Annotated in this window: 11 protein-coding genes and 1 tRNA gene; 2 read left to right on the forward strand and 10 right to left on the reverse strand. The window is 68.0% G+C overall.

Features of this window, described 5'->3' with window-relative positions; all coding sequences use genetic code 11:
• Nucleotides 1-37 precede the first annotated feature (37 nt).
• The 9 genes from rpoB to ACIBA9_RS24655 all read right to left on the reverse strand — a co-directional run bounded on the left by rpoB (nucleotide 38) and on the right by ACIBA9_RS24655 (nucleotide 9,446).
• Entirely contained in the window at nucleotides 38-3,523 is a 3,486-nt protein-coding gene (rpoB, locus tag ACIBA9_RS24615) for a DNA-directed RNA polymerase subunit beta (RefSeq protein ID WP_362155129.1), read from the reverse strand.
• Nucleotides 3,524-4,114: 591 nt separating this feature from the next.
• Nucleotides 4,115-4,504: a 50S ribosomal protein L7/L12 gene (gene rplL, locus ACIBA9_RS24620; RefSeq protein ID WP_362155126.1), complete on the reverse strand. Its 390-nt coding sequence runs from the start codon at nucleotides 4,502-4,504 to the stop codon at nucleotides 4,115-4,117.
• A 117-nt stretch (nucleotides 4,505-4,621) separates the two neighbouring features.
• On the reverse strand, nucleotides 4,622-5,152 hold the full coding sequence (gene rplJ / locus ACIBA9_RS24625) for a 50S ribosomal protein L10 (protein ID WP_353600341.1): 531 nt from the start codon (nucleotides 5,150-5,152) through the stop codon (nucleotides 4,622-4,624).
• A gap of 311 nt (nucleotides 5,153-5,463) precedes the next feature.
• On the reverse strand, nucleotides 5,464-6,375 hold the full coding sequence (locus ACIBA9_RS24630) for a hypothetical protein (RefSeq protein WP_399366169.1): 912 nt from the start codon (nucleotides 6,373-6,375) through the stop codon (nucleotides 5,464-5,466).
• 163 nt (nucleotides 6,376-6,538) lie between these two features.
• Nucleotides 6,539-7,264 (reverse strand): 50S ribosomal protein L1, encoded by a 726-nt coding sequence (rplA, locus tag ACIBA9_RS24635; protein ID WP_362155120.1) that lies wholly within the window; start codon nucleotides 7,262-7,264, stop codon nucleotides 6,539-6,541.
• 95 nt (nucleotides 7,265-7,359) lie between these two features.
• The gene (rplK, locus tag ACIBA9_RS24640; protein WP_399366172.1) at nucleotides 7,360-7,794 is read right to left on the reverse strand and encodes a 50S ribosomal protein L11; all 435 of its coding nucleotides are present in this window, start codon (nucleotides 7,792-7,794) and stop codon (nucleotides 7,360-7,362) included.
• A 193-nt stretch (nucleotides 7,795-7,987) separates the two neighbouring features.
• Nucleotides 7,988-8,902, reverse strand: a complete 915-nt coding sequence (gene nusG, locus ACIBA9_RS24645; RefSeq protein WP_399366174.1) for a transcription termination/antitermination protein NusG — start codon at nucleotides 8,900-8,902, stop codon at nucleotides 7,988-7,990.
• 80 nt (nucleotides 8,903-8,982) lie between these two features.
• Nucleotides 8,983-9,267 (reverse strand): preprotein translocase subunit SecE, encoded by a 285-nt coding sequence (secE, locus tag ACIBA9_RS24650; protein WP_362155113.1) that lies wholly within the window; start codon nucleotides 9,265-9,267, stop codon nucleotides 8,983-8,985.
• A gap of 106 nt (nucleotides 9,268-9,373) precedes the next feature.
• Nucleotides 9,374-9,446, reverse strand: a tRNA-Trp gene (locus ACIBA9_RS24655).
• Between the two features lie 258 nt (nucleotides 9,447-9,704).
• On the opposite strand from ACIBA9_RS24655, the gene ACIBA9_RS24660 reads away from it, so the two are divergent.
• Nucleotides 9,705-10,931, forward strand: coding sequence for a pyridoxal phosphate-dependent aminotransferase (locus tag ACIBA9_RS24660; protein WP_362155110.1), 1,227 nt, complete (start codon nucleotides 9,705-9,707; stop codon nucleotides 10,929-10,931).
• Between the two features lie 129 nt (nucleotides 10,932-11,060).
• A complete protein-coding gene (locus tag ACIBA9_RS24665) occupies nucleotides 11,061-12,125 on the forward strand; it encodes an adenosine deaminase (protein ID WP_399366176.1) in 1,065 nt (354 codons plus the stop codon).
• An 11-nt stretch (nucleotides 12,126-12,136) separates the two neighbouring features.
• Here ACIBA9_RS24665 and ACIBA9_RS24670 read toward each other — a convergent pair whose 3' ends face one another.
• On the reverse strand, nucleotides 12,137-12,751 hold the full coding sequence (locus tag ACIBA9_RS24670; RefSeq protein WP_362155106.1) for a helix-turn-helix domain-containing protein: 615 nt from the start codon (nucleotides 12,749-12,751) through the stop codon (nucleotides 12,137-12,139).
• Between the last annotated feature and the right edge of the window lie 30 nt (nucleotides 12,752-12,781).

Genomic DNA, 12,781 nt, shown 5'->3' on the forward strand with positions numbered 1-12,781 from the left:
GCGGGGCCCTGTGGGTGGGGGCCCCGCCGGACTCCCGTCAGACCTCTTCGACGCTGCTCGGCTCGCGCCGGGACAGGTCGATACCGAGCTCCTCCGCAGCGCGGAAGACGTCCTCGTCGGTGTCGCGCATCTCGATGGACATGCCGTCGCTGGACAGCACCTCCACGTTCAGGCAGAGCGACTGCATCTCCTTGATGAGCACCTTGAAGGACTCGGGGATGCCGGGCTCGGGGATGTTCTCGCCCTTGACGATGGCCTCGTAGACCTTCACGCGGCCGGTGACGTCGTCGGACTTGATGGTCAGGAGCTCCTGGAGGGCGTACGCGGCGCCGTATGCCTCCAGCGCCCACACCTCCATCTCACCGAAGCGCTGACCGCCGAACTGCGCCTTACCGCCCAGCGGCTGCTGGGTGATCATCGAGTACGGGCCGGTCGAGCGGGCGTGCAGCTTGTCGTCGACCAGGTGGTGGAGCTTCAGGATGTACATGTACCCGATGGAGATCGGGTCCGGGAACGGCTCACCGGAGCGGCCGTCGAACAGCCGGGCCTTGCCGGTCGGCTGCACCATCCGCTCGCCGTCGCGGTTCGGGATGGTGTGCTGCAGCAGACCCGCGAGCTCGTCCTCGCGGGCGCCGTCGAACACCGGGGTGGCGACGTTGGTGCCCGGGGCGACCTGGTCGGCGCCGATGGCCTGCAGGCGCTGCGCCCAGTCCTCGCCGAGCCCGGAGACGTCCCAGCCGCGGCTGGCGAGCCAGCCGAGGTGGATCTCCAGGACCTGTCCCGGGTTCATTCGGGACGGGACACCCAGCGGGTTGAGGATGATGTCGACCGGGGTCCCGTCCTCGAGGAACGGCATGTCCTCGATGGGCAGGATCTTGGAGATGACACCCTTGTTGCCGTGCCGGCCGGCGAGCTTGTCACCGTCGGTGATCTTGCGCTTCTGGGCGACGTAGACGCGGACCAGCTGGTTCACGCCCGGCGGCAGCTCGTCGCCTTCCTCGCGGTCGAAGACGCGGACGCCGATGACCTTGCCGATCTCGCCGTGCGGCACCTTCAGCGAGGTGTCACGGACCTCACGGGCCTTCTCACCGAAGATCGCGCGCAGCAGGCGCTCCTCCGGCGTCAGCTCGGTCTCACCCTTCGGGGTCACCTTGCCGACGAGGATGTCGCCGGCGACGACCTCGGCACCGATCCGGATGATGCCGCGCTCGTCGAGGTCGGCGAGGACCTCCTCGGAGACGTTCGGGATGTCCCGGGTGATCTCCTCCGGGCCGAGCTTGGTGTCACGGGCGTCGACCTCGTGCTCCTCGATGTGGATCGAGGAGAGGACGTCGTCCTGCACGAGGCGCTGCGACAGGATGATCGCGTCCTCGTAGTTGTGACCCTCCCACGGCATGAACGCCACGAGCAGGTTCTTGCCGAGGGCCATCTCGCCGTTCTGGGTGGCCGGGCCGTCGGAGAGCACCTGGCCCGTGATGACGCGGTCGCCCTCGTTGACGATGACCTTCTGGTTGACCGAGGTGCCCTGGTTGGACCTGGAGAACTTGGCCAGGCGGTACGTGATGTACGTGCCGTCGTCGTTGGCGGTGGTGACGTAGTCCGCGGAGACCTCCTGGACCACACCGTCCTTCTCGGCCTTGACCACGTCGCCGGCGTCGACGGCGGAGCGGTACTCCATGCCGGTGCCGACGAGCGGTGCCTCGGACTTGATCAGCGGCACGGCCTGCCGCATCATGTTCGCGCCCATGAGGGCACGGTTGGCGTCGTCGTGCTCGAGGAACGGGATCATGGCGGTCGCGACCGACACCATCTGGCGCGGCGAGACGTCCATGTAGTCCACGTCGTCGGGCGCGACGTAGTCGACCTCGCCGCCACGGCGGCGGACCAGGACACGAGCTTCCTCGAACCGCATGTCGTCGTTGAGCGGCGCGTTGGCCTGCGCGATGACGAAGCGGTCCTCCTCGTCGGCGGTCAGGTAGTCGACCTCGTCGGTGACCTGGCCGTCGACGACCTTGCGGTAGGGCGTCTCGATGAAACCGAACGCGTTGACCCGGCCGTAGGAGGCGAGCGAGCCGATCAGACCGATGTTCGGGCCTTCGGGCGTCTCGATCGGGCACATGCGGCCGTAGTGCGACGGGTGGACGTCACGGACCTCGAAGCCGGCCCGCTCACGGGAGAGACCACCCGGGCCGAGCGCGTTGAGACGACGCTTGTGCGTCAGACCCGACAGCGGGTTGTTCTGGTCCATGAACTGGGACAGCTGGCTGGTGCCGAAGAACTCCTTGATGGAGGCGACGACCGGCCGGATGTTGATCAGGGTCTGCGGCGTGATCGCCTCGACGTCCTGGGTGGTCATGCGCTCGCGCACGACGCGCTCCATACGGGCGAGACCCGTACGGACCTGGTTCTGGATCAGCTCGCCGACGCTGCGGATACGACGGTTGCCGAAGTGGTCGATGTCGTCGGTCTCGACGATGATCGAGCGGCCGGACTCGCCGATCGTCTCGGTCTCGCCGGCGTGCAGCTTGACGAGGTACTTGATGGTCGCGATGACGTCGTCGGTGGTGAGCACGCCGGCGTCCAGCGGCTCGTCCGCACCGAGCTTCTTGTTCACCTTGTAGCGGCCGACCTTCGCCAGGTCGTAGCGCTTGGGGTTGAAGTAGAGGTTCTCGAGCAGCGTCTGCGCGGCCTCACGCGTGGGGGGCTCGCCCGGACGCAGCTTGCGGTAGATGTCGAGCAGCGCGTCGTCCTGGCCCTGGGTGTGGTCCTTCTCCAGGGTGGCGCGCATCGACTCGTACTCGCCGAACTCCTCGAGGATCTGCTCGGTGGTCCAGCCGAGAGCCTTCAGCAGTACGGTGACCGACTGCTTGCGCTTGCGGTCGATACGCACACCGACCATGTCGCGCTTGTCGATCTCCATCTCCAGCCAGGCACCCCGGGACGGGATGATCTTGGCGGAGAAGATGTCCTTGTCGGACGTCTTGTCGATGGAGGAGTCGAAGTAGACACCGGGGGAACGGACCAGCTGCGACACCACGACACGCTCGGTGCCGTTGATGACGAAAGTGCCCTTGTTCGTCATGAGCGGGAAGTCGCCCATGAAGACCGTCTGGGACTTGATCTCACCGGTCTCGTTGTTGGTGAACTCGGCGGTGACGAAGAGCGGGGCGGCGTACGTGAAGTCGCGCTCCTTGCACTCGTCGATGGAGTTCTTCGGCGGCTCGAAGCGGTGGTCCCGGAACGTCAGCGACATCGACCCGGAGAAGTCCTCGATCGGAGAGATCTCCTCGAAGATCTCCTCCAGACCGGACTTGGTGGGGACGTCCTGACCGTTCTCCAGAGCCTCCTCGACCCGACTCTGCCAGGCGGTGTTGCCGAGCAGCCAGTCAAAGCTCTCGGTCTGCAGCGCGAGCAGGTTCGGAACCTCGAGAGGCTCCTTGATCTTTGCAAAGGAGATGCGCAGCGGGGCGGTGCTGGCGCCGTTGTTCGTATTCGCGGTCGAGGCATTGCGCGAGGCGGCCAAGAGGGGGTCCTTCCGAGGGCTCGGACTCACTACGCGCGTGCCGGCCCCTCGTTTCGCACACAGAGACAGGAACCCCAGGTCAGAGGAGCTTTGTCATCGATGCTTGAGTGAGGGCAGACCCCTGGTGACGGGCAGGGGACAGCTAACAGGCAGCGCAAAGGGTCAGTGTAGCCACTTGGCACACTGATGTCCAGTGCGGGTGTTTCGAGACCCTCGCTGTGCTCACCGCTCTTGTCAACGCCCTCGGCATGCTGCCCTTCAACGCACGTTGATACTGCCCTCTTCGCCGTCGATCCATGCCTCGGATTCGGATCCTTGTGACGACGCGTCCTGAGAATTGCGCGCTGCGTGCGGTTCGTCAAGGCCCCTCAGTCCAAACGAGACTGCCGGGAGACACGACGAAGATCACCATACCCCTCGCCGTCGCGAGTGCAAGGTAACCGTGGACGGCCCCGCGGATACGCCGAAGAGCGACCACCCGGATGGATGATCGCTCTTCGGTGCGTTCGCGTTACAGCCCTACGAGGCGCGGTTCAGCGCGACGCGGGCCGCGGGCCGCGTGCAGTCGGGTTCGGCAGAACCCGGACGGTCTTACTTGACCTCGACGGAGGCGCCGGCGCCCTTGAGGGACTCGGCGGCCTTCTCGGCGGCGTCCTTGGCGACCTTCTCGAGGACGGGCTTCGGGGCGCCGTCCACGAGGTCCTTGGCCTCCTTCAGGCCGAGCGAGGTCAGCTCACGCACGACCTTGATGACCTGGATCTTCTTGTCGCCGGCACCGGTGAGGATGACGTCGAACTCGTCCTTCTCCTCCTCGGCCTCGGCGCCCGCACCGGCACCAGCGGCGCCGGCAACGACGACCGGGGCGGCAGCGGCGGCGGTGACGTCGAACTTGTCCTCGAAGGCCTTCACGAACTCGGAGAGCTCGATGAGGGTCATCTCCTCGAACTGGGCAAGCAGCTCGTCCTGGGTGAGCTTCGCCATGATGGCGGGTCCTTCCACTCAATCGGCGGGTGCCGGATGTACTGGGTGTGGCGGGCGTACTTCGGCCCGCTGAGACCCTCGCCGCCTCATGCGGCCAGGATCAGAAAGCGAGCCGAATTACTCGGCACCGCCCTGCTCGGCCTGCTTGGCACGGAGCGCGTCCACGGTGCGGACGAGCTTCGACGGCAGCGCCTGGAAGACGGAGGCAGCCTGGGACTGCTTCGCCTTGAAGGCACCGGCCAGCTTGCTGAGCAGAACCTCGCGGGACTCGAGGTCCGCAAGCTTCTTGATCTCGTCGGCGGACAGCGCCTTGCCGTCAAGGACACCGCCCTTGATGACGAGATTCGGGTTGTCCTTGGCGAAGTCACGGAGACCCTTCGCCGACTCCACCGGGTCACCGGTGACGAAGGCGACAGCCGTCGGACCGTTGAACAGGTCGTCCAGCGTCGAGATCCCGGCCTCGTTGGCCGCAATCTTGGTCAGCGTGTTCTTCACCACGGCGTACTGGGCGTTCTCACCGAGCGACCGGCGCAGCGTCTTCAGCTGCGCCACGGTGAGACCGCGGTACTCGGTCAGCACGGCAGCGTTGGAGTTGCGGAACTGCTCCGTCAACTCGGCCACTGCGGCAGCCTTGTCGGGCCTCGCCATAGAGCCTCGGCCTCCTTCCGGGTGATTCTGACCGCGCGGACCCGAAGGAGGTCTGGGAAAACGAAACGCCCCGGCGCAGGCGCACGGGGCGGACTCGACCGACGCACACACGCAAGGCGTGCACTCCGGGAGTTCTTCCACATTTACCTGCGCGGGTCGCCCACTTGTCAGCGGATCCTTCGGCCACCGCGCCCTCGTACGAGTGCACGGCAACGACCAGCGGTCTTTGGCTTCTGTAGGAGAGTACGGGACCAGGGCGCCACGGGCAAATCCGGTCGTACGGGCGCCCCGGTTCCCGGGTACGGCAGGGGTCAGGAGCTGGTGCCGGCGCCGCCCGCCACCGTGCCGCCGGACTTGAGCAGCTCCGTGAAGTCCCTGGTGTCGGCGGCCGGCGGCGCCTGGGCGGTGACCGGCACGCCGTAGTCGCTGTAGTACGTGGTGTTGGTCATGGCGCCGTGGGCGGTGTCCGCCTTCTCGGTCTTCTTCACCAGCAGATTCTGGTCGTTGATCCAGATGTCGATGGTGTCGTTGGTGATGCCCGACTGGGCGAGCTGCTTCTTCAGGGCCGCCAGCTGGTCGGCGCCGAGGTTGGTGCTCTTGCCGGCGAGGGAGGCGACGTCCACCGTGCCCGAGTAGTGCGTGGTGCGGGTGCCGGAGACGGTCTCCGAGCCGACCTTCTTGACGTCGCCGGAGGCCAGCAGCATCTGCACGGACTGGTTCGGCGTGGACGTCTGGAGCTGGTCCTTCATGTACGAGCCGGAGGCGCCGCCGAGCTTGGCCAGGTCGTCGTAGGAGTACTTGAGCCAGTGCTTGCCGCCCATCTGCTGGGCGTAGGCGTCGCTCATGTGCGCGTAGTAGGCGTCCTGGAGATAGCGGGCCTCCATCGACGTGGACCCGGCCTTGCGCATCATCTGGGCCATCTGGCCACCGGTGTAGGTGATGGTGAGGGTGCCCTTGAGGCCGTGGCCCCAGGCGAGGGCGCCGTCGGCCTTCACCGCCATGAGGTTGCCCAGGGACGTGCTGGAGCGCACCTTGGCCGAGTCGGCCTTGTCCGTGGACTTCTCCACCGAGCGCAGGGCGGCGATGGGGCTGACGTGTATCGCGCCCCCGCCGGCCGCCTTGCCGTCCTGGTCGGTGCCCGAGGAGCCGCAGGCGGCCACGCCCGTCAGCGCGGCGACCACCGCTGTCGAGAGGCTCATCCGGCGCACGGTCGTGCTCTTCATCTAGTCCCACCCCTAATGCGAGTCCTGTGCCTGCACCGTAGCCCAGGCCACTGACAGCCGCGCGAAAGGTCGCGCAAAGAAAGGACGGGCCCGCAACCGAATTGGTTGCGGGCCCGTCCTCTGCTTACGCGTCCGTGACGCGGCTGCCGGAGTGAGCGGAGGCTCAGACGGCGGCCGGGTCCTCCTCGACGAGGAGGTTGCGGGTGCGGTTGGGGTCGAGCGGGATGCCGGGGCCGATCGTGGTGCTGATGGCGGCCTTCTTGATGTACCGGCCCTTGGCGGCGGACGGCTTCAGACGGAGGATCTCCTCCAGCGCGGCGCCGTAGTTCTCCACCAGCTTGGCGTCGTCGAAGGACGCCTTGCCGATGATGAAGTGCAGGTTCGAGTGCTTGTCGACGCGGAACTCGATCTTGCCGCCCTTGATCTCCGTGACGGCCTTGGCCACGTCGGGGGTGACGGTGCCGGTCTTCGGGTTCGGCATCAGACCACGCGGGCCGAGGACGCGGCCGAGGCGGCCGACCTTGCCCATGAGGTCCGGGGTGGCGACGACGGCGTCGAAGTCCAGACGGCCCTTCGCGACCTCGTCGATCAGTTCGTCGGAGCCGACGATGTCGGCGCCCGCGGCCTCCGCGGCCGCAGCACGGTCACCGGTCGCGAAGACCAGGACCCGGGCGGTCTTGCCGGTGCCGTGCGGAAGGTTCACGGTGCCACGGACCATCTGGTCGGCCTTGCGCGGGTCGACACCCAGGCGGAAGGCGACCTCGACGGTGCCGTCGAACTTGGTGGTGGAGGTCTCCTTGGCGAGACGGACGGCCTCGAGCGGGGCGTAGAGCTTGTCCCGGTCGATCTTGGCGTCCGCAGCGCGGAGAGCCTTGCTGCGCTTGCTCACAACTGCTCCTGTGTGTTCTGAAAGGAGTCGTGGTGCGGGCCGAGCGGGCCCTGCCACGTGCGACCGGCTACGGCCGCATGACTGCTGGGGTGACGTCAGCCCTCGACGGTGACGCCCATGGAACGCGCGGTGCCGGCGATGATCTTCGCGGCGGCGTCCAGGTCGTTGGCGTTGAGGTCGGCCATCTTGGTCTCGGCGATCTCGCGGACCTGGGCGTCGGTGATCTTGGCGACCTTGGTCTTGTGCGGCTCGCCGGAGCCCTTCTCGATGCCCGCGGCCTTGAGGATCATCTTCGCGGCCGGCGGCGTCTTGGTCACGAAGGTGAAGGAACGGTCCTCGTAGACCGTGATCTCCACCGGGATGACCCAGCCACGCTGCGACTCGGTCGCGGCGTTGTAGGCCTTGCAGAACTCCATGATGTTCACGCCGTGCTGGCCCAGCGCGGGACCGACCGGCGGAGCCGGGTTGGCCGCACCGGCCTGGATCTGGAGCTTGATGAGCCCCGTGACCTTCTTCTTCTTGGGAGGCATTCCGGGTCCTCTTTCGTTTTCGCCTTCCTACGTCCGAGTCGCCCCGGACGGCCGCCCCCAGACGGACCAATGATCCGGATGGAGGCATACCGCACAACGATAACGGGTATCCATGCGCGGCTAAAAACCGAGCAGGTCAGACCGGCTGCGAGAGCCCGTCTGACCTGTTCGGAAGACGTACGTCCAGAAGCTGCTAGTTCTTCTGGATCTGGTCGAAGGACAGCTCGACCGGCGTCTCACGGCCGAAGATCTCCACCAGACCCTTGACCTTCTTCGAGTCGGGGTTGATCTCGTTGATGGTCGCCTGGAGCGTGGCGAACGGGCCGTCGGTGACGGTGACCGAGTCGCCGACCTCGAAGTCCAGGACCTGGACCTCGACCTTGCGCTGCGGAGCGGGCTTGCCCTCGGCCTCGGCGGCCTCGCGGGCCGCCTTCTCCTCGGCCTCCGGAGCGAGCATCTTGACGATCTCGTCCAGGGTCAGCGGGTACGGGTCGTAGGCGTTGCCGACGAAGCCGGTGACGCCGGGGGTGTTGCGGACGACACCCCAGGACTCGTTGGTCAGGTCCATGCGGACCAGGACGTAACCCGGCAGCTTGTTCTGCTTGATCGTCTTGCGGTCGCCGTTCTTGATCTGGACGACCTCTTCCTGCGGCACCTCGGCCTGGAAGATGTAGTCCTCGACGTTCAGCGAGACGGCGCGCTGCTCCAGGTTGGTCTTCACGCGGTTCTCGTAACCGGCGTAGGTGTGGATGACGTACCACTCGCCGGGCAGGGTGCGCAGTTCCTCGCGCAGGGCCTGGATCGGGTCGACCGGCGCGGCCGGCTCCTCCTCGACGGCCTCGGCCTCTGCGTCGGCGGCGTTGGCTTCCGCGTCCCCGGCGCTCGCGGCGTCCTCGGCGGCGACGGCTTCCGCCTCGCCCTCCTCGGCGTCGTCTTCCTCGTCCTCGACGTGCAGGGCGGCCTCTTCGGCCGGCACGCCCGACTCGGCCTCGGCAGCCTCGAACTCGTCCTGCTCGTCCGCGCCCTCGACGATGTCGAGCTCGTCGTCCACCGTCTCGGCGGCATTTTCGCGAGGCTCGGTGGCGTCGTTCAGGTTCGGGTCAGACACGATGGCTGCTTCTTCCTGGATACATAGGGGTGGAACATGCGAAAAGGGGCGCCGGTACCACGGCGCCCTTCGCTCTTGGCTCAGCCGAAGACGTACTTGGCCGCGTGGTTGAGCCCATAGTCAATCACGGTCACCAGAGCGATCATGATTGCGACGAAGAAGATCACCACGGTGGTGTACGACGTCAGCTGGTTGCGAGTCGGCCAGACGACCTTGCGGAGTTCCGCGATGATCTGGCGGTAGAAGGTGGCCAGGCGCTTGAGCGGGCCCTTCTTGGCCCGCTTGCCGCCCTTGCGAGCCTTCTTGGACTCGGGCACCTCGTCCTGGGCGTCAGGCGTGTCGATGGAGCCCACGGCGTCCGTCATGATCCTCACCTGGTCCCGGGTCGTGGCCGTGCCGCGCCCGGTTTCTGAGCCGCACGGCGGTGCATTGCTGGACGTACATGCGCACACATCCTGGCGGTGTGTGTAGCAGGGCCGGAGGGACTTGAACCCCCAACCGCCGGTTTTGGAGACCGGTGCTCTACCAATTGAGCTACGACCCTTTGTCTGCCCACCAACGTACCGCATCCGACCGAGTGCTCGGTGTGCATCGACGGCGGCGGCTGCTGAAGGCCAACGAGGTGAGAGTGTACGTGGTCCGCGCCCCGGCGTCGAACAGAATGTGGCCGTCCGGGGGCGCCCGGCCAAAGATCGTCCTGGCCGACGGCGGGATTCGGATCCCTGTTCACGCCTCGACCCCTTGCTGTTCAGTCTGTGAAACCCGTGTACCGGGGGCGTTTCCGGTCTGGAACGATGGGCCCATGAGCGCTGCAACCCCACCCACCGAGCGCCGGGTCTCCGCCCGAGTCGGCGCGATCTCCGAGTCCGCCACCCTCGCCGTGGACGCCAAGGCCAAGGCCCTGAAGGCCGCCGGGCGGCCGGTGATCGGCTTTGGCGCCGGTGAGCCCGACTTCCCGACCCCCGACTACATCGTCGAGGCGGCCGTCGAGGCCTGCAAGAACCCCAAGTACCACCGGTACACCCCGGCCGGCGGCCTGCCCGAGCTGAAGGCCGCGATCGCCGCGAAGACGCTGCGCGACTCCGGGTGGGAGCCCGACGTCTCGCAGATCCTCGTCACCAACGGCGGCAAGCAGGCCATCTACGAGGCGTTCGCCGCGATCCTCGACCCGGGCGACGAGGTCATCGTCCCGGCTCCGTACTGGACGACGTACCCGGAGTCGATCCGCCTGGCCGGCGGTGTCCCGGTGGACGTCGTGGCCGACGAGACGACCGGCTACCGGGTCTCCGTCGAGCAGCTGGAGGCCGCGCGCACGGAGAAGACCAAGGTCGTCCTCTTCGTCTCCCCCTCCAACCCCACCGGCGCGGTCTACTCCGAGGCCGAGACCGAGGCGATCGGCCGCTGGGCCGTCGAGCACGGCCTGTGGGTGCTCACCGACGAGATCTACGAGCACCTGGTCTACGGCGACGCGGCCGCGGTCTCCCTGCCGGCCCTGTTCCCGGAGCTGCGCGACAAGTGCGTCGTGGTCAACGGCGTCGCGAAGACGTACGCCATGACCGGCTGGCGCGTGGGCTGGGTCATCGGACCGAAGGACGTCGTCAAGGCCGCGACCAACCTGCAGTCGCACGCCACGTCGAACGTCTCCAACGTGGCCCAGGCGGCCGCCCTCGCCGCCGTCTCCGGCGACCTGGACGCCGTGGCGACCATGCGCGAGGCCTTCGACCGGCGCCGCCGGACCATCGTGCGGATGCTCAACGAGATCGACGGCGTGGTCTGCCCGGAGCCCGAGGGCGCCTTCTACGCCTACCCGTCGGTCAAGGCGCTGCTCGGCAAGGAGATCCGCGGCAAGCGCCCGCAGGACAGCGTCGAGCTGGCCGCGCTGATCCTGGAGGAGGCCGAGGTCGCGGTCGTCCCGGGCGAGGCCTTCGGCACGCCGGGCTATGTGCGGCTGTCGTACGCGCTCGGTGACGAGGACCTCGTCGAGGGTGTCAGCCGGATCCAGAAGCTGCTGGCGGAGGCGCGGGACTAGTTCCCGGCCTCCCCACACGCGCGTGCGGGCCGTTTCCCTGCGGGGAGGCGGCCCGCTTCTGTGTGCGAGCAAGACCACGTACGGGGAAACGGCTACCGGGACGGCGGTGACGTACGGCAGGATCTGGGAATGCTGCACTCTTCAGGCGGACACTCCCCGTGTGTACGTGATCTCTCCGAGCTTCCGAAAGCCCATCTGCACCTGCACTTCACCGGCTCGATGCGGCCGGGGACCGTCCTGGAGCTGGCCGACAAACACGGCGTGCGCCTGCCCGACGCGCTGACGGAAGCGCTGACCGGCGGTGAACCGCCCCGGCTGCGGGCCACCGACGAGCGGGGCTGGTTCCGTTTCCAGCGGCTGTACGACGCGGCGCGCTCGTGTCTGCGCGAGCCGGAGGACATCCAGCGGCTGGTCCGCGAGGCGGCCGAGGAGGATGTGCGGGACGGCTCGGGCTGGCTGGAGATCCAGGTGGACCCGACGTCGTACGCACCCCGTCTGGGCGGCCTGATCCCGGCGCTGGAGATCATCCTGGACGCGGTGGACACCACGTCCCGGGAGACCGGGCTCGACATGCGGGTCCTGGTGGCCGCCAACCGTATGAAGCATCCGCTGGACGCGCGCACCCTGGCCCGGCTGGCGGTGCGGTACGCGGACCGGGGCGTGGTCGGCTTCGGGCTCTCCAACGACGAGCGGCGGGGCATGGCGCGGGACTTCGACCGGGCCTTCAACATCGCGCGCGAGGGCGGTCTGATGTCGGCCCCGCACGGCGGTGAGCTGGCCGGCCCGGCCTCGGTCCGGGACTGTCTGGACGATCTGCACGCCACCCGGATCGGGCACGGGGTGCGTGCGGCGGAGGATCCGCGGCTGCTGAAGCGGCTGGCCGACCGTGGCGTGACCTGCGAGGTCTGCCCGGCCTCCAACGTGGCGCTCGGTGTGTACGAGAAGGCCGAGGACGTCCCGTTGCGCACGCTCTTCGAAGCGGGCGTCCCGTTGGCCCTCGGCGCCGACGACCCGCTGCTGTTCGGCTCCCGGCTGGCCGACCAGTACGAGATCGCCCGGCACACGCACGGTTTCTCCGACGCCGAACTCGCGGAGCTGGCCCGGCAGTCCGTAAGGGGCTCGGCCGCTCCGGAGGACGTCAAGGCGCGGCTGCTGGCAGGCGTGGACGACTGGCTGGCCCGCCCGGCCGGCTGAAGGAGGCGCGCTTACCCCCGCGGGGACTCCGGAACGGAGATGCCGCCCAGCAGGGTCCGTACGAGCCCGGCGGCGAAGTCGTCCACGGGAGGCCGTTCGCCGCTCTCGGTGGCGTCGAAGGCGAACGCGCGATGGGCGCAGGCGCCGAGGAGGAGGGCGGCGGCCGAGAAGGTGTCGGCGTCGGGGCGGACGCGGCCGGTGGCCTGTTCGGCGCGGAGGTAGGCGTCCAGGTCCTCGATGGGCAGGTGGGGGCCCGCCCCGATCGCGCGCAGGGCCTCGTCGTGGCGGCGCTTCAGCTGGGTCTCGGCGAACAGGGACGCCGCGATCGGGAAGCTCTGCTCGTAGAAGAGGGCGGCCTGCCGGGCGATGCCGGTGAGGTTCTCCCGCAGCGTGCCCTGCCCGGGTTCCGCGGCGAGGCTGTCGAGCAGGGTCGTGAGCCGGGGCAGGCGCTCCATGAGCACCTGGACGAAGAGGTCTTCCTTGCTGTCGAAGTACTTGTAGAGGGCCGCTTCGGAGCAGTCGGCCGCCTTGGCGATCTCCTTGGTGGTGGCGCGGGCGAGTCCGACGGTGCGCATCAGCTCGTGGGCCGCGTCGAGGATGCGGGCTCGCGCCGGCTTCGTCTCCATGAGATCTCCGAGGGGGCTTGACGGTGGGTG

The organism is Streptomyces sp. NPDC051452 (assembly GCF_044454765.1).
Lineage (GTDB): Bacteria > Actinomycetota > Actinomycetes > Streptomycetales > Streptomycetaceae > Streptomyces.

Excerpts from the sequence above, each read along its gene's own strand:
- rplL (WP_362155126.1), bottom strand. The coding sequence starts at position 4,504 with ATGGCGAAGCTCACCCAGGACGAGCTGCTTGCCCAGTTCGAGGAGATG.
- rplJ (WP_353600341.1), bottom strand. The coding sequence starts at position 5,152 with ATGGCGAGGCCCGACAAGGCTGCCGCAGTGGCCGAGTTGACGGAGCAG.
- ACIBA9_RS24630 (WP_399366169.1), bottom strand. The coding sequence starts at position 6,375 with ATGAAGAGCACGACCGTGCGCCGGATGAGCCTCTCGACAGCGGTGGTC.
- rplK (WP_399366172.1), bottom strand. The coding sequence starts at position 7,794 with ATGCCTCCCAAGAAGAAGAAGGTCACGGGGCTCATCAAGCTCCAGATC.
- secE (WP_362155113.1), bottom strand. The coding sequence starts at position 9,267 with ATGACGGACGCCGTGGGCTCCATCGACACGCCTGACGCCCAGGACGAG.
- ACIBA9_RS24660 (WP_362155110.1), top strand. The coding sequence starts at position 9,705 with ATGAGCGCTGCAACCCCACCCACCGAGCGCCGGGTCTCCGCCCGAGTC.
- ACIBA9_RS24665 (WP_399366176.1), top strand. The coding sequence starts at position 11,061 with ATGCTGCACTCTTCAGGCGGACACTCCCCGTGTGTACGTGATCTCTCC.
- ACIBA9_RS24670 (WP_362155106.1), bottom strand. The coding sequence starts at position 12,751 with ATGGAGACGAAGCCGGCGCGAGCCCGCATCCTCGACGCGGCCCACGAG.